The sequence below is a fragment of the Desulfovibrio sp. SGI.133 genome, assembly GCF_050313955.1.
Lineage (GTDB): Bacteria > Desulfobacterota > Desulfovibrionia > Desulfovibrionales > Desulfovibrionaceae > Desulfovibrio.
Genome location: NZ_JBNPMK010000003.1, coordinates 210247 through 224493, shown reverse-complemented (window position 1 = coordinate 224493; position 14247 = coordinate 210247). Strand labels below are relative to the sequence as shown.

General features: G+C 65.8%; 18 protein-coding genes and 1 tRNA gene. 14 read left to right on the top strand and 5 right to left on the bottom strand.

Going from position 1 to position 14247, the window contains the following annotated elements; genetic code table 11:
- Window positions 1-345 precede the first annotated feature (345 nt).
- From rnhA to ACQRBR_RS06025, 9 genes are all read left to right on the top strand, one after another.
- On the top strand, window positions 346-825 hold the full coding sequence (rnhA, locus tag ACQRBR_RS06065) for a ribonuclease HI (RefSeq protein ID WP_427812573.1): 480 nt from the start codon (window positions 346-348) through the stop codon (window positions 823-825).
- Window positions 826-840: 15 nt separating this feature from the next.
- A complete protein-coding gene (locus tag ACQRBR_RS06060) occupies window positions 841-1827 on the top strand; it encodes a hypothetical protein (RefSeq protein WP_427812572.1) in 987 nt (328 codons plus the stop codon).
- A 188-nt stretch (window positions 1828-2015) separates the two neighbouring features.
- Complete coding sequence (locus ACQRBR_RS06055) at window positions 2016-2267, top strand: hypothetical protein (protein ID WP_050760298.1); 252 nt, start codon at window positions 2016-2018, stop codon at window positions 2265-2267.
- A gap of 17 nt (window positions 2268-2284) precedes the next feature.
- Entirely contained in the window at window positions 2285-2686 is a 402-nt protein-coding gene (locus ACQRBR_RS06050) for an MmcQ/YjbR family DNA-binding protein (protein ID WP_427812571.1), read from the top strand.
- 80 nt (window positions 2687-2766) lie between these two features.
- A complete protein-coding gene (locus tag ACQRBR_RS06045) occupies window positions 2767-3429 on the top strand; it encodes a site-2 protease family protein (RefSeq protein WP_427812570.1) in 663 nt (220 codons plus the stop codon).
- 28 nt (window positions 3430-3457) lie between these two features.
- A complete protein-coding gene (gene trpS / locus ACQRBR_RS06040) occupies window positions 3458-4450 on the top strand; it encodes a tryptophan--tRNA ligase (protein ID WP_168936428.1) in 993 nt (330 codons plus the stop codon).
- A 5-nt stretch (window positions 4451-4455) separates the two neighbouring features.
- Window positions 4456-4893, top strand: coding sequence for a Holliday junction resolvase RuvX (gene ruvX, locus ACQRBR_RS06035; RefSeq protein WP_006007180.1), 438 nt, complete (start codon window positions 4456-4458; stop codon window positions 4891-4893).
- The gene (gene mltG, locus ACQRBR_RS06030) at window positions 4890-5936 is read left to right on the top strand and encodes an endolytic transglycosylase MltG (protein WP_303877958.1); all 1047 of its coding nucleotides are present in this window, start codon (window positions 4890-4892) and stop codon (window positions 5934-5936) included. The genes ruvX and mltG overlap by 4 nt, the downstream gene beginning before the upstream one ends.
- A 14-nt stretch (window positions 5937-5950) precedes the next feature.
- A complete protein-coding gene (locus ACQRBR_RS06025) occupies window positions 5951-6187 on the top strand; it encodes a hypothetical protein (protein ID WP_006007176.1) in 237 nt (78 codons plus the stop codon).
- Window positions 6188-6505: 318 nt separating this feature from the next.
- On the opposite strand, the gene ACQRBR_RS06020 is transcribed toward ACQRBR_RS06025, so the two are convergent.
- The 3 genes from ACQRBR_RS06020 to hisH are packed head-to-tail and all read right to left on the bottom strand — an operon-like array spanning window position 6506 to window position 8692.
- Window positions 6506-7288, bottom strand: a complete 783-nt coding sequence (locus ACQRBR_RS06020; RefSeq protein ID WP_427812569.1) for a PP-loop family protein — start codon at window positions 7286-7288, stop codon at window positions 6506-6508.
- Complete coding sequence (gene hisF, locus ACQRBR_RS06015) at window positions 7282-8061, bottom strand: imidazole glycerol phosphate synthase subunit HisF (RefSeq protein ID WP_278337799.1); 780 nt, start codon at window positions 8059-8061, stop codon at window positions 7282-7284. Before hisF ends, ACQRBR_RS06020 begins: the two co-directional genes overlap by 7 nt.
- Window positions 8054-8692 carry an imidazole glycerol phosphate synthase subunit HisH gene (hisH, locus tag ACQRBR_RS06010; RefSeq protein ID WP_006007168.1) on the bottom strand — a complete coding sequence of 213 codons (639 nt, stop codon included), beginning with the start codon at window positions 8690-8692 and terminating at the stop codon, window positions 8054-8056. Before hisH ends, hisF begins: the two co-directional genes overlap by 8 nt.
- Before the next feature lie 313 nt (window positions 8693-9005).
- Between hisH and ACQRBR_RS06005 the strand changes: the two genes are divergently transcribed.
- The 5 genes from ACQRBR_RS06005 to ACQRBR_RS05985 all read left to right on the top strand — a co-directional run bounded on the left by ACQRBR_RS06005 (window position 9006) and on the right by ACQRBR_RS05985 (window position 12555).
- A complete protein-coding gene (locus tag ACQRBR_RS06005) occupies window positions 9006-9884 on the top strand; it encodes a sulfite exporter TauE/SafE family protein (RefSeq protein WP_427812568.1) in 879 nt (292 codons plus the stop codon).
- Window positions 9885-10175: 291 nt separating this feature from the next.
- On the top strand, window positions 10176-11006 hold the full coding sequence (gene murI / locus ACQRBR_RS06000; RefSeq protein WP_427812567.1) for a glutamate racemase: 831 nt from the start codon (window positions 10176-10178) through the stop codon (window positions 11004-11006).
- A 187-nt stretch (window positions 11007-11193) separates the two neighbouring features.
- Complete coding sequence (locus ACQRBR_RS05995) at window positions 11194-11469, top strand: HU family DNA-binding protein (RefSeq protein WP_006007160.1); 276 nt, start codon at window positions 11194-11196, stop codon at window positions 11467-11469.
- 239 nt (window positions 11470-11708) lie between these two features.
- A tRNA-Ser gene (locus ACQRBR_RS05990) sits at window positions 11709-11798 on the top strand.
- A gap of 136 nt (window positions 11799-11934) precedes the next feature.
- A complete protein-coding gene (locus ACQRBR_RS05985) occupies window positions 11935-12555 on the top strand; it encodes a DUF4125 family protein (RefSeq protein ID WP_427812566.1) in 621 nt (206 codons plus the stop codon).
- A gap of 326 nt (window positions 12556-12881) precedes the next feature.
- Here the strand turns inward: ACQRBR_RS05985 and ACQRBR_RS05980 are convergent, their stop codons facing one another.
- Both ACQRBR_RS05980 and ACQRBR_RS05975 read right to left on the bottom strand, forming a co-directional pair.
- On the bottom strand, window positions 12882-13253 hold the full coding sequence (locus ACQRBR_RS05980; protein ID WP_303877949.1) for a hypothetical protein: 372 nt from the start codon (window positions 13251-13253) through the stop codon (window positions 12882-12884).
- A gap of 130 nt (window positions 13254-13383) precedes the next feature.
- A complete protein-coding gene (locus ACQRBR_RS05975) occupies window positions 13384-14109 on the bottom strand; it encodes a DUF721 domain-containing protein (protein WP_427812565.1) in 726 nt (241 codons plus the stop codon).
- Between the last annotated feature and the right edge of the window lie 138 nt (window positions 14110-14247).

The window sequence follows — 14247 nt, the reverse complement described above, 5'->3', positions numbered from 1 at the left end:
CTCCCCGCAGGGAACCGGCAATGAACTGTCCGCGGAAACTAGGCCTTGGCGGCCTTGGCTTCACGCACGCGCTGCTTCAGACGTTCAGCGCGACGATGACGGCGGCGATCCAGTTCCTTTTTACGCTCAATTTTCTTGTGAGCCATGATGTCCTCCACGGGGGTGATGCCCCCATTAATTTTTGGTAGAAAAGCATATCCCAAAGGTTCCGCAAAGTCCAGCCTGCAGAACGAAGACCACGGCCTTGCCCGCGCTCTCCCCCGTTTTGCGGTCCCGCTGTGCGCGCGAACACACCAGGGGAGGCCCCGTTGCCAGCGCCCCGCTTCTTGCCTACACTGCGCGATCATGAAGAAAGTCATCATCTATACGGACGGTTCCTGCCTGGGCAATCCCGGCCGGGGCGGCTGGGCCGCCATCCTCTGCCTGGTGGGCAGCACGGCCCGCCGCGAACTGGTGGGCGGCGCCCGCCTGACCACCAACAACCGCATGGAACTGGGCGGCGTCATCGCGGCCCTCTCCGCCCTGCGCGAAGCCTGCGAGGTGGACCTCTACACCGATTCCAAATACGTCTGCGACGCCGTGGAAAAAGGCTGGCTGGCCGGCTGGCAAAAGCGCAACTGGATCAAGAGCGACAAAAAGCCCGTGCTCAACGTGGACCTCTGGAAGCAGCTCCTGCCCCTGCTGCGCACCCACAAAGTGACCTTCCACTGGCTGCGCGGCCATACCGGGCACCGCGAGAACGAACGCTGCGACGAGCTGGCCCGCGCCTTCGCCGCCGGTCCCGACCTGCCCGAGGACACGGGCTTCACGGCCGCCCAGGCCTGATCCCGCGCCCTGCCCATGAACGATATCCTTTCCCCTGATACGCTGCATTCCCTGGCCCTGCTCTGGAAAGGCCTGCTCTGGCCCCTGCTGCGTCTGCTGCTGGGCCTGTGCGTGGGCCTGCTGCTGGCCAATCTGCTGGAAGCCCTGCGCTGGACGCGCCACCTGGCCCGTCTGGCCACCCCGCTGGCCCGGGCCGCCCATCTGCGCGACGTGGCGGGCGCGGCCTTCTCCCTGGCCTTCGTCTCCCCGGCCGCGGCCAACGGTCTGCTTTCCGAAAGCCACCAAAAAGGCGAGATCGACGGCCGGGAACTCATGCTGGCCAATCTGTTCAACAGCTTCCCGGCCTATCTGGTCCACACGCCCACCATTTTCCTGCTTACCTGGCCCGTGCTGGGCTGGCCCGCCGTGGTCTATGTGGGCCTGACCCTGCTGGCCGCCGTGGGCCGTACCGGCCTGACCATCGCCTTTTCCCGCCGCCTGCTGCCCGCACCGCCGCAGGGCTGCCTGGCCTGCACGGCCGCGACTGACGGCGAGACCGGCTGGCGCGCCGCCGCCCGCAAGGCTTGGAAGCGCTTCCGCCGCCGCGTGCCCAAGCTGGTCTGCTTCACGGTGCCCGTCTACATCATCATGTATCTGTTGCAGCGCTACGGCCTGTTCACCGCCGCCGAGGAGTGGCTGGCCATGCACATGGAATGGCTGGCCTTCCTCAAGCCCCAGGCCATGGGCATCATCGTGCTGCACCTGGCCGCCGAGCTGGGCGCGGCTCTGGGCGCCGCAGGCAGCGTGCTCCAGACCGGCGGCCTCGAGGCCCGCGACGTGGTACTGGCCCTGATGGTGGGCAACATATTGTCCACGCCCATGCGGGCCATCCGCCACCAGCTGCCCGCCTACGCCGGTTTCTACCGCCCGGCCCTGGCCCTGCGCCTGATCCTGGCCAACCAGGGCCTGCGCGCCGCCAGTATGGCCGTGGTCACCCTGCTGTACTGGTGGGTGGCGTTTTAGTAAGGAACAGGCGAGGGGGAGAAGGAAACCGTTTGGGAAAACGGTTCTCCCTCTCCCCCTCGCGCTCCCCCTTTTCCCTTCCCAAAACTTTTAACAGGGGACAGCGCGGCAAGGAGCAGGTAGTGTCCCGCAACTCCTTGCTCTCCCCGGCAACCGCGCTGCCTGACTTCAAGCATAAGGAAACGACCATGAGCGAGACTCCCCGCCACATCCACTGCGTCAAACCCGAACACACCGGTGCGCGCGTCACCGTGCGTCTCCAGCCCGAGGACCACTGGCTCTCCATCCCCCGCCCCAAGACCTCCCGCCAGCTGTTGACGGCCCTGGGGCTGGCCGAGGAATGTGCCCTGGTGGCCCGCGACGGCGAACTGCTCACCCCCGACCGCCAGATCTGGCCCAACGACGAGCTGCTGGTCCGCAAAGTCGCCAGCGTGGGCTAGGCCCGCGGAGGCCGGTCATGCCCACGCGGGGAGCCATCCTCACCTACGTCAGGAAGAAGTTCGGCACGGAACCGGAATACCCCTGGGCCCGGTATCCGCACTATGCCGTCCTGCGCCACCAGCAGGGACGGAAGTGGTACGCCCTGATCATGGACGTGCCCCCGGACCGGCTGGGCCTGGACGGAGACGGACCGGTGGAGATCATCAACCTGAAGTCCGACGGCGTCCTGGATCTGCTCATCAGCGGGACGCCGGGCATCCTGCCCGCCTACCATATGGATAAAAGGCACTGGGTCTCCATCCTTCTGGACGGGGGCATCACGCCCGAAGAGCTGTTCGCGCTCATCGACGAGAGCCACGCCCTGACCGGCGGCAGAACCGGCGCCCCCCGTCGCCACAGGATGCCCCTTGCCAAATGACATCTACGGGGCCGGGGAGGCCCCCTGCCCTTCCCGCCCCTCATATCGACATTTGACCCGTTGCATGGTACTTGCGGCAGATGTTCGATTTTGCATTCAACGCACAGCGCTTCGCTGTCTACCTGATCCCCACCCTGCTCGGCATCATCATGCATGAAGTGGCCCACGGCTGGATGGCCTCCCGCAAGGGGGACCAGACCGCCCGCTTCATGGGCCGCCTGACCCTCAATCCCGTCTCGCATTTCGACGCCCTGGGCGCGGCCGTGTTCCTGCTCACCAGCCTGGGCACGGGCTTCATCTTCGGCTGGGCCAAGCCGGTGCCGGTCAATGTGCGCAACCTGCGCGACCCCGCCCGCGACATGATGTGGGTGGCCCTGGCCGGGCCCGTGACCAACTTCCTGCTGGCCATCTGCTTTGCCCTTGTCCTGGGCGCCGTGGTGGCCATGCTGCCCAGCCCCGACATCTCGGACACCACGCGCTACTTCCTACTTATGCTGGTGGCCGGGGTGAACATCAACCTCTGCCTCGCCTGGATCAACCTGCTGCCCATCCCGCCGCTGGACGGCAGCAAGATCGTGGCCTATTTCCTGCCGCCGCGCGCCGCCTGGGCCTATATGAGCGCCGGGCGCTACGGCTTCATCATCCTGGTGCTCCTGCTGGCCACGGGCCTGTTGGGGCACATCCTCGGGCCTCTTATCGGCGGGGGCAGCGATTTGCTGCTTTCGCTTGTCGGTATCAAGTAAGTAACGGAACTTCTAAAGGAATCTTGAAATGAGCACTGTTCGTCCGCGTACGGTTTCGGGCATGCGTCCCACCGGGCCGCTCCATCTGGGTCACTACTTCGGCGTCCTCAAGAACTGGGTGGAACTCCAGCACACCGAGGAAGCCTATTTCTTCGTGGCCGACTGGCACGCCCTGACCAGCGATTATGCCGACCCCTCCAACATCGCCACCAACGTGGAAGAGATGGTCAAGGACTGGGTGGCCGCCGGGCTGGATCCCGAAAAGTGCGTCATCTTCCGCCAGAGCGCGGTCAAGGAACACGCCGAGCTGAGCCTGCTGCTCTCCATGATCACCCCCGTCTCCTGGCTGGAACGCAACCCCACCTACAAGGAACAGCAGCAGCAGATCACCAACAAGGACCTGGGCAATGCGGGCTTCCTCTGTTACCCCGTGCTCATGGCCGCGGACATCCTCATGTACCGTCCCCACGGCGTGCCCGTGGGTGAAGACCAGCTGCCCCACATGGAGCTGACCCGCGAGATCGCCCGCCGCTTCAACTACCTCTATGGCGGCAACTTCTTCCCCGAGCCGCAGGCCATGCTCACCCCCGCGGCCAAGTGCCCCGGCCTGGACGGCCGCAAGATGTCCAAGAGCTACAACAACGGCATCTTCCTGCGTGACACCATGGCCGACATCGAGCCCAAGGTGCGCGGCATGTTCACCGACCCGGCCCGCCTGCGCAAGAGCGATCCCGGCAACCCGGACGTCTGCAACCTCTTCCCCTACCATGTGCTGCTGGCCAGCCCCGAAGAGCAGGCCGAGATCCGCACCGGCTGTACCGGCGCCAGCTTCGGCTGTGTGGAATGCAAGAAGCGCTTCCTGAAGAACCTGGAAGCCTTCCTGGCTCCCCTGCAGGAACGCCGCGCCGCCCTGTCGGCCCGTCCCGGTGCCGTGGCCGAGATCCTGGCCGCCGGCAACGAACGCGCCCGCGCCTTCGCCTCCGCCACGCTGGCCGAAGTGCGCGCCAAGATGGGGCTGTAAACGCCTTGAAATGGGTAGGTATTGATTACGGCCTGGCCCGCACGGGCCTGGCCGCCACCGACCCGGAAGGCATCATGGCCTATCCGCTGACCACCATCCGCCTGGCCGACTACGCCAACCGCAAGGAATTCCTGGCGGCGCTGGCCGGGCGGATCCTCGAGGAGCGCCCCGACGCCGTGGTCATGGGCCTGCCCCTGCTCACCGACGGCACCGAGAGCATGACCACCCGGCAGGTGCGCAACGTCACCGAGCGCCTCAAGCGCCGCGTGCCCCTGCCCTTCTATTTCATGTCCGAGCTGCTCAGCTCCGAGGCCGCCGAGCGCGAACTGCGCGAGGTGGGCCGCACGGGCCGCCGCTGCAAGGCCGTGCTGGACCAGCAGGCCGCCGTGCGCATCCTGGAGTCTTTTCTTTCCCTCAGCCCTGACCAGCGGAGGCCGGCATGAAGACCGTACTGCGCATCGTGGCTGTCCTTGTCCTGCTGGCGGCGGCCGCTGCCGGCTGGGCGGGATACGAGGCCTGGACCTTCCTCAAGACGCCCCCGGCCACACCGGGGCAGGAAGCCTTCTTCGACGTGGAACCCGGCGCCAATGTGCGCCGTGTGGCCGACAAGCTGGAAGAACGCGGTCTCATCACCGATGCGCGCAAGTTCCTGCTGCTGGCCCGCTACAAAAAGTGGGACAGCCGCCTGCAGGCCGGCCGCTTTGCCCTCAATACGGGCTGGCTGCCGGAACAGGTGCTGGATACCCTGGTCAACGGCCAGCCGGTGCTGTTCCGCGTCACCGTGCCCGAAGGCCTGACCTGGTGGCAGACCGCCAAGGTGCTGGAAGACGCCGGGCTGGTGCGCTTTGAGGATTTCCGGGCCGTCATCACGGATCCGGCCTTTTTGCGCCACTACGGCATCCCCTTCGATTCGGCCGAGGGTTTCCTCATGCCGGACACCTATCTGCTCAAGAAAGCCGACGTGCCCGACAAGGCCCAGGCCCGTGCCGTGGCCGGCCGCATGGTGGACAACTTCTGGCGCAAGGGCGACGCCCTTTGGCCCGGCGGCAAGCGGCCCTCCCGCGACGAGCTGCGCCGTCTGGTGATCCTGGCGTCCGTCGTGGAAAAGGAGACCGCCTTTGCCGACGAGCGGCCGCGCGTGGCCGGCGTCTATGCCAACCGTTTGCGCATCAACATGGCGCTCCAGGCCGACCCCACGGTCATCTACGGGCTGGGGCCCAACTTTGACGGCAACCTGCGCCGCCGCCATCTGGACGACGCCAACAACATCTACAACACCTACCAGCGTCCCGGCCTGCCGCCCGGCCCCATCTGCTCGTTCGGCGCCAGTGCCCTGGCCGCGGCCATCACGCCCGAAGAGCACAAGTACCTCTATTTCGTGGCCATCACCGACGGCGGCCGCCACGCTTTTTCCACCAACCTCGACGATCATAACCGCGCCGTGCGACAGTACCTCAAGAACCGTCGTGCCCAGCGCCAGCAATAACAGGAAGGCAGGTCATGAAGTATTTGATCATGGAAGATTTTTCCGGCCAGCCCGTGCCCTTCATCTTTCCCCGCCGCGTGGACCACGCCGACATGCGCGACCAGCTCCCCTACGGGCAGGTCATCTCCGCCGGTGTGGTGGAACACGGCCCCGAGGGCTTCGTCTGCCACGGCGGCAACGCCGAACTCAATGTCAAAGCCCGGCCGGAGGAAGACGCGGCCATCATCACCGAGGCCCTGCGCGTCCGGTAAGGCCCTATCTGCGAAGGACGGGGAGGAATCTTTGAGGGGGGCCCCCTCAAACTTCCCTTTCCCCAGCGCGCTTTCATAACAGGACATCCCTCCAGCTCATGGGAGGGCATATCCCTGTCAAAAACAAACGCGCCCGCGAGAACTCCGTCTCGCGGGCGCGTTTTATTCTTTCCGGGGGAAACATCCTCCCCCCTTTATCAGGACGCCGGGGAAGGCCTTCGTGTACCGGCAGCGACCGGGAGGAGGCCCTACCCGTTGCACGATGCAGAAAGCTGCGGGCATCGACAGCGATGATGAGGGGTTTCCCCCCAAAAAAAATCACGCTCGGCGGTCAAAAAAGCCGCTGACCGTCCCTTCCACGATCCCGGCCCCGCCAAAACCGTGGGCCTCCAGCACCTGCATCACCTGCGGCCGCAGGCCGTCAGGCAGCACGGCCGCCTGCAGGACAGGCTCCGGCGTCAGGCGCAGGCGAAAATCCCCCAGGCCGGACAAGGCGGCCAGATCGGCTTCGGCAGCGGCCAGACGGGCCAGCAGGGCCGGTTCCGGGTTCATTCCATAGGCCAGCCGGGTCAGCAAACAGGGCCGGGCGGCCTGCTGCGGGTCGTCCAGGCCCCAGGCCGCGCCCAGATCACGCAACTCCTGTTTGTGGAGCCCGGCCAGCGCCAGGGGCGAGAGCACACCCGCTTCGCGCACGGCCCTCTGTCCGGGCCGGAAGGCGGTCAGATCGTCGGCATTGCTGCCGTCACAGAGGATGCGGCAACCGCCCGCGGCGGCCAGGGCGTCGCGCAGACGACGCATGAGGGCCCGCTTGCAGGCATAGCAGCGCTCCCGGCTGTTCACCGCCACTTCGGGCAGGGAAAGGGGATCGTGCCGCACTTCCAGCAGGGACAGTCCCTGCGCCCGGGCCCAGCGCCGCGCCGCCGCGCTCTCGGCCTGCGGCACATGCGGCCCCGTGGCGTGCAGGGCCAGCACATCGCAGCCCGCACGCCGCAGGGCGAAACAGAGGAAACGGCTGTCCAGCCCGCCGGAAAAGGCCACGGCCAGCGGCCAGTGCCGCAGCACGGGCAGCAGGGCCTGCCAGCGGGCTTCGGGAGCTACCACGTCAGGCGGACCTTGGCGCCCTTCTCGGCCATGACTTCCTTGCACTGGCGGATGGTGTACTGCCCGTAGTGCACGATGGAAGCGATGAGCGCCGCCGAGGCGCCGCCCTTGCTCACGGCATCGTACATATGTTCGGGCGCGCCCGCGCCGCCGGAAGCGATGACCGGGATGGACACGGCGTCCACGATGGCCCTGGTCAGGGTCAGTTCGTAGCCGTCACGGGTGCCGTCGGCGTCGATGGAGTTGACGCAGAGCTCGCCCGCGCCCAGCTCCTGGCATTTGCGCGCCCATTCGATGGCGTCGATGCCCATGCGACGGCGACCGCCCTGAATGACGATCTCGTAGCCGGAGGGGATGCTCTCGCTCACGGGCACGCGCAGCACGTCCATGCCCACCACGATGGCCTGCGAGCCGAAAGCCGCCGCGCCGTCGGCCACCAGATCGGGATTGCGCACGGCCGCGGAGTTGATGGAGACCTTTTCGGCCCCGGCATTGAGCACGGCGCGCATGTCGGCCACGGACGAGATGCCGCCGCCCACGCTGAAGGGGATGAAGATCTGCGAGGCCACGCGCTCCACCACGTCCAGGAAGATGCCGCGCTCCTCGGCCGAGGCCGTGATGTCGTAAAAGACGATCTCGTCCGCGCCTTCCTCATAATAGCGACGGGCGCTCTCCACGGGGTCGCCGATGTCCACGTTGCCCTGGAATTTGATGCCCTTGGTCAGGCGGCCGGCGCGCACGTCCAGGCAGGGGATGACTCGTTTGCTAAGCATGGCGCACCTCGTCGCAGTAATCGTAGAAATTGCGCAGCACGGTCAGGCCGGGACGACCGCTCTTTTCCAGATGGCACTGCACGGCCCACAGGCCGTCGCGGCCGTAGACCGAGCAGAACTCCTTCCCGTAGACCGTGGTGGCCATGACCAGCTCGGGCGCGGGCTCCACATAATAGCTGTGGACGAAATAGAATTCCGCACCGGGTTCGATGCCGTGCAGCAGACGGCCCGGACGCACCACATCGAGGCTGTTCCAGCCCATATGCGGCACGGGGGCGGGGCTGCCGTCCTCTTCCTTCATATGATCGGGGAAACGCACGCAGCGGCCGGGCACGATGCCCAGGGTGCGCACGTCGTTCTCTTCGCTGTGCTCCAGCAGGATCTGGCAGCCCAGGCAGATGCCCAGCAGGGGCTGGCCTTCGGCCACGGCACGGCGCAGCACGCTGTCCAGACCGGCGGAGGTCAGGGCCTCCATGGCCTGCCCGGCGGCGCCCACACCGGGAAAGATGATGCCCTGGGCCTGCTCCAGTTCCGCAGGATCGGCGGTGATGCGGCAGGGGATGCCCAGATGTTCCAGCGCGCGGCGCACGCTGGTCTGGTTGCCTGCCTTGTATTCGAGAATGGCGAGCATGAAGAAATCCTTTGCTGCACGGTGATGGGAAAGCCTGAAATATACGCGTTTCGCCCGGCACAGGCAATGTGCCCCCGGGGGACGCGCTGCGTGACCGGGCCGCAGCCCCGGCCTGCGGGGCCGGAGGGCCGCCGCATAAGCCAATTTATCACTATTTTATATAAAATAGTGATGAAAGTACCTTGAAAAATCACGCTTATTTTATTTTTATCTCTTTATTTTCCATAAGTTAGTAAAAAAATAAAACGTGACAAAAATATCCATATCAGTTTACTCTGCTTTTACCCCGTCGCACAACCTGTGGAGGTGGTCCATGTTCTTTCCCGTTTCCGGTATCGAGTGTCACCCCCTGGTGCCCGTCCTGGCGGCCATGGGCATCTCGTTCGTCACGTCCATGGGCGGCCTGTCGGGAGCCTTCCTGCTCCTGCCTTTCCAGATGAGTTTTCTGGGCTACACCAGCCCCGGCGTCAGCGCCACCAACCATCTTTTCAACGTTCTGGCCTGTCCCGGCGGCATCCTGCGCTACGCCCGCGAGGGGCGCCTGCTCTGGCCGCTGGCCCTGACCGTGGCCGTGGGCACCCTGCCCGGCATCGTGCTGGGCTCGCTGATCCGCGTCTACTGGCTGCCGGACGAGAGCCGTTTCAAGGTCTTTGCCGGTCTGCTGCTGCTCTGGATCTTCTGGCGCATGCTCCGCGACCTGCGCAGGCCCGCCGCGCCCGCCCGCAAGGGGGGCGGCATGGCCCGGATCCATGTGGAGCGATGGGACCGTTCCCGCCTGGTCTTCACGTTCGGTGAGGCACGGCACTCCGTCAGCTGCCCGCGCCTGGCGGCCCTCAGCCTGGGCATCGGTCTGGCGGGCGGCATCTACGGCATCGGCGGCGGCGCCATCCTTTCCCCCTTCCTGGTCAGCATCTTCGGCCTGCCCGTCCATGCCATCGCCGGGGCCCTGCTGCTGGGCACCTTCCTGGCCTCGCTGGCCGGAGTGCTGGGCTATGGCTTCCTGGGCCTGTTCTCCTCGCTGGACGGCATCGGCGCCGATCCCCTGCTGGGCCTGCTGCTGGGCCTGGGCGGGCTCATGGGCAGTTATCTGGGGGCGCGCTGCCAGCGCTTCGTGCCCGCGCGCCGCATCAAGTGGGGGCTGGCCCTGATCCTGCTCTTCACGTCCCTGCGTTATCTGTGGCAGGGATTCTAGCGGCCCGTACCGCCCGGCCGGCACACCGGTATGACACCCGGGACAGGAGAAGTGCGTCCCGTAAGCCTCCGGCGCCCGTTTTCCCTTGCCCTGCCGCGTGAAAAAAGCCATCCTTCCGCAGTCGGGACATGGATGCCCCTGACCGGATGCCGTCGCCCCCTTCGGGGCACGCCCGGAAAGGAGGTCGCGTCCCGCCCTACCGGCAGGCAGGGGCGCCTTGCGCCCTTCCGTCCCCACAACGTGCCAGCCCGGGGAGGCCCCACCGGAGCCATCCCCCATCGAAGGAACGTCATGAATCCCTCAGCTTCCCTGCCCATCGGCATCTTTGATTCCGGCATGGGCGGCCTGACCGTGCTCAAAGCCATCTCCGGCCGCCTGCCCGGCGAGAACCTGCTCTACCTTGGTGATACGGCCCGTCTGCCCTACGGCACCAAAAGCCGCGACACCATCATCCGCTACACGCTCAAGGCTGCGGGACGCCTGGTGGACGAAGGCGTCAAAATGCTGGTGGTGGCCTGCAATACCGCCACCTCCGCCGCCCTGCCGGAACTGCGCGAACACTTCGCGCCCCTGCCCGTCCTCGGGGTCGTGCGTCCCGGTGCCGAAGCCGCCGTGGCCGCCAGTCGCAACAAGCGCATCGTGGTCATCGCCACCGAAGCCACCATCGCCGGCGGCGCCTACCAGCAGGCCATCGCCTCCCTGTGCCCCGAGGCCCGCGTCCAGGGCAGGGCCTGCACCCTTTTCGTGCCCCTGGCCGAGGAAGGCTGGATGGACGGCCCCATCGTCGAGGGCATCGCCAGCCGCTATCTGGGCGACCTGTTCTCCCCGGAACGTCCCGACAGGCCCGACACCCTGGTGCTGGGCTGCACGCACTTTCCCCTGTTCCGCGAAGCCCTGCGCCATGTGGTAGGCGATGACGTGCGCATCGTGGATTCGGCCGAGACCGCCGCTGTGGCCGTGGAAAACCGCCTGCGCGAGCTGGATCTGCTGCGCCGGGAAGACGCCCCCGGCTCCCACCGCTTCATGACCACGGACAACGTGCTGCGCTTCATCCGTACCGGCAGCCTTTTCCTGGGGCACCCGCTCAAAAGCGCCGAAGTCAGCCTGGTGGACCTTTCCTGAGCATCCGCTGATGCGTCCCGGGGCCGCCCCGCCCGAAAGCGATGCGAAACGTATGCCGAAAAGGCTCTGATGCCCGGAAAACTTTGATATATGGGCATTTTCCATTGACACGGCCCAAGCCCATAACGTATGGATGCCCTGTCTGGTTACAGATTGAAACCCGAAACTCTTTTTTTGGAGTATAACTATGACCAAAGCTGAGCTTGTTGAAAAGATCCATGCCAAGGCCGGCCTGCCCACCAAAGCCAAGGCCGAAGAAGCCCTCGACGCCGTCGTGGCTGCGCTGCGCGAAGCCCTCGCTTCCGGCGAATCCGTGACCTTCACCGGTTTCGGCAGCTTCAAGGTGGTTGAGCGCGCCGCCCGCAAGGGTCGCAATCCCCGCACCGGCAAGGAAATCACCATCCCTGCCAGCAAGGTTGCCAAGTTCACCCCCGGCAAGGGCCTGAAGGACGCCATCAAGTAGTATTTCGCTCAGCGGATCCGGCGGCGTCCTCTTCTGGAGGGCGCCGCTTTTTTTATGGTCCGCCGGGCTCTCCGGCAGCTTGCCCTTTACGCTCCGGGCCCAAAAGTGCTATATGCTTCTGGCTGTTCTGACGGGCAGGCCCTGTGCCGTGGCCCGGCAGCCCGCAGACGAAGCACCGCCCAAGGCCATGGGCCCTGCCCGCAGGATGACTGCAGGAGACGGCGCGGTCTGCTCCGCACGGAGGGGTGGCAGAGCGGTTGATTGCGGCGGTCTTGAAAACCGCTGAAGGTTCACGCCTTCCGGGGGTTCAAATCCCTCCCCCTCCGCCACGTGCTGACACAAGGGCGTCCTGCTTCCGCAGGACGCCCTTTTTTTCATACCTGCCGGCCATGCCGGAAAACCCTTCTTGCCGAAGATGGCCGGACAGCCGCGATGCCCGCGGTCCTTCCCGGCCAAGGAGACGATATGGAACACAAGACCCTTGTGGATGCTGTGGTCACAGCCGAATGGGAAATGTTCAGCAACGTGCAGAACGTGGGCGGCAAGGCCTCCTGCCAGATGGATCCCAAGACCTTCCGCATCATGCGGTCCAGCCAGATGGACAACTGGGATGACGAACTGCTGAGCAGCTATCTGGAAGACCTGCTGAACGCCCGCCTGGAAGGCCGCAACCTGGTCACGGAAAAATACGCCCGCATGATGGAATCCACCTTCCCCGAGGAGTACGCCCAGCTGGCCGACAGCCTGCCGCCGCTGGACCCCGAAGCCATGGCCCAGGTGGACGACATCGTGGCCGCCCATGTGTCCTGGAAGGAAGATCTCGACAACCGCTTCCCCTCGCTGGCCGACAGGGGCCGCCCCCTGCGCAGCCGTGACGACCGTCCGGGCTGGGTCTCCATGGAAACCTACCTGCGCGCGGAACTGCGCACCTATTCCCCCAAGACCATCGCCCTCTATCATCGGGCCACCATGGAACGCCTGCGCAAGGGCGAGAGCGAAGCCGAACAGAACCTGCTCCATCAGGTGCAGCAGTACGGCTTCGAGGACATCGAGAGCGCGGAAAAGCATTTCCGTTCCCGCCGCTAAGGCCACCGGCAGCGCTTGGCAGCGCTCCGCCGGGATCTGGCCCGCACAGGGTGCTTCCGGCAGGGGCGCCGCCCCTCCTGGAAAGGCCCCTGTCTTCGGGGCAAGAAGAACGGAGGAACGGCTCGCCTGTTGCCGGGGCATTTGTCCGGCAGCTTTCCGGGTCCTGCCGGGGCTCGCTACGAGAGCTGCAAACCCAAAGAGCCGCCCGAATGGGTGGCTCTTTGGGTTTGTATGCCCGGCGCACGAACAAATGCCGTAAAAACGAAAAGGGATGCTTCCGAAGAAGCATCCCTTTCCTCTCTTTTCGGGGAAAAAACGGACGGCGGCTAGGCGTTGGCAGCCTTGAGCATTTCTTCCACCATGGCAAGGCTGGTCGCGTTCCGGGCATCCATGCCGCACAGACCGCGCACAGCCAGCATCAGCAGGGCAATGGGCATGCGCACTTCAGCTTTGCCGTTATGGATGATGCAGGTCTGGTCCTGCACCTTCAGGCGATAAGCCCGGCGGCTGTGTTCTTCCGCCCCGGTGCGCATGATGTAGTAGATCTGGTCCTTGTTCTCCGTCACATACAGCTTCTGGCGGCACAGCACGCCATGCTCCTCGTCATACCAGGAACACTCGGAGGAAAGGCTTCCACGAAAGCGCATGTCCTCGCCGTTATCGTGCTTGAGGCTGATATTTTCCAGCGTATCCTGCATGGCACCCTCCCCTTGAGCTGCAGCGTGACGGCAGCCACAGCGACAAAGCAGCAAGGCCAGCACGACACCGGCTGACCCTAGCATCGCAAGAAAAGCTTTGTCAATCCCGCCTCCCGGCGGCTCCAGCCCGTCATTTGCGGGGATCGGGCAGCTCCATGCCCAGGAAGCGGGCATAGCAGCGGGCCACGGCCGATTCGGGATCCATGAGCCCCAGACTGGCCCCGGAAGGCGCAGGGACCTCTTCCTTCGGGCGACCGACGGAGCGCTCCAGCACCGGGCTGGGCGCATCCAGATCCTGGTGGTCCAGCATCAGAGAGACCTTCACCGCCGTGAAAAAGTCCTCCTGCAGGAACTCATTGACCCGGCGCACGATCTCCGGCCCCATATAATAGAGCTCCTGCAGCAGCACGGCATCTTCGGCGCCGATGAGCAGCTTGTCGTCATGGTGGCCCAGCGGACGAGCCAATGGCGCCAGATCCGGTCCCAGCACGGCATCCCAGCTGCGCCACAAGCGGCTCAGCTTCGCCTGCTCCGGAGACGCGCCCAGAGAGATGAAGACCTTTTCCAGCACGCTCCCTGTCCGTGCCGGGCCGTGCCATTCCTCGAAGCGGGCCTCGTGCCCGGGTTCGGTGCTGCGTCGCCGCGTGATCCACGCCCGCGGGCGCGGGGCCTCCGCGTCTGCCTGTGCCTTCTTTGCCGTCCGGCGTTTCCTTCCGCCCGTATCCGTCGGCGGCGGCAGCACGACCAGCGCGTCTTTGCGACGTGCCGCCCGGTCTTCCTCCGCTTCCAGCCCGGCATCGAAACGGGCCTGCATGTCCGCGGCCCACTGCCGGAACGCGGCCTCGCGCCGCCCCATGCCTGTCCCGGAAGACGGTGCAGGGCAAGGAGCCCCGGCCCCAGGGGACGCTGCGGGCCGGGCTGGCCCGTTCGCCTTCCCCTCTGCGCGGTGTCCGGCAGGTGCGGAAGAAACAGCCCCCGGTACGGGAGCGGGGCT

Coding starts and splice junctions, on each gene's coding strand:
- rnhA (WP_427812573.1), top strand. CDS start 346: ATGAAGAAAGTCATCATCTATACGGACGGTTCCTGCCTGGGCAATCCC.
- ACQRBR_RS06060 (WP_427812572.1), top strand. CDS start 841: ATGAACGATATCCTTTCCCCTGATACGCTGCATTCCCTGGCCCTGCTC.
- ACQRBR_RS06055 (WP_050760298.1), top strand. CDS start 2,016: ATGAGCGAGACTCCCCGCCACATCCACTGCGTCAAACCCGAACACACC.
- ACQRBR_RS06050 (WP_427812571.1), top strand. CDS start 2,285: ATGCCCACGCGGGGAGCCATCCTCACCTACGTCAGGAAGAAGTTCGGC.
- ACQRBR_RS06045 (WP_427812570.1), top strand. CDS start 2,767: ATGTTCGATTTTGCATTCAACGCACAGCGCTTCGCTGTCTACCTGATC.
- trpS (WP_168936428.1), top strand. CDS start 3,458: ATGAGCACTGTTCGTCCGCGTACGGTTTCGGGCATGCGTCCCACCGGG.
- mltG (WP_303877958.1), top strand. CDS start 4,890: ATGAAGACCGTACTGCGCATCGTGGCTGTCCTTGTCCTGCTGGCGGCG.
- ACQRBR_RS06025 (WP_006007176.1), top strand. CDS start 5,951: ATGAAGTATTTGATCATGGAAGATTTTTCCGGCCAGCCCGTGCCCTTC.
- hisF (WP_278337799.1), bottom strand. CDS start 8,061: ATGCTTAGCAAACGAGTCATCCCCTGCCTGGACGTGCGCGCCGGCCGC.
- hisH (WP_006007168.1), bottom strand. CDS start 8,692: ATGCTCGCCATTCTCGAATACAAGGCAGGCAACCAGACCAGCGTGCGC.
- ACQRBR_RS06005 (WP_427812568.1), top strand. CDS start 9,006: ATGTTCTTTCCCGTTTCCGGTATCGAGTGTCACCCCCTGGTGCCCGTC.
- murI (WP_427812567.1), top strand. CDS start 10,176: ATGAATCCCTCAGCTTCCCTGCCCATCGGCATCTTTGATTCCGGCATG.
- ACQRBR_RS05995 (WP_006007160.1), top strand. CDS start 11,194: ATGACCAAAGCTGAGCTTGTTGAAAAGATCCATGCCAAGGCCGGCCTG.
- ACQRBR_RS05985 (WP_427812566.1), top strand. CDS start 11,935: ATGGAACACAAGACCCTTGTGGATGCTGTGGTCACAGCCGAATGGGAA.
- ACQRBR_RS05980 (WP_303877949.1), bottom strand. CDS start 13,253: ATGCAGGATACGCTGGAAAATATCAGCCTCAAGCACGATAACGGCGAG.
- ACQRBR_RS05975 (WP_427812565.1), bottom strand. CDS start 14,109: ATGGGGCGGCGCGAGGCCGCGTTCCGGCAGTGGGCCGCGGACATGCAG.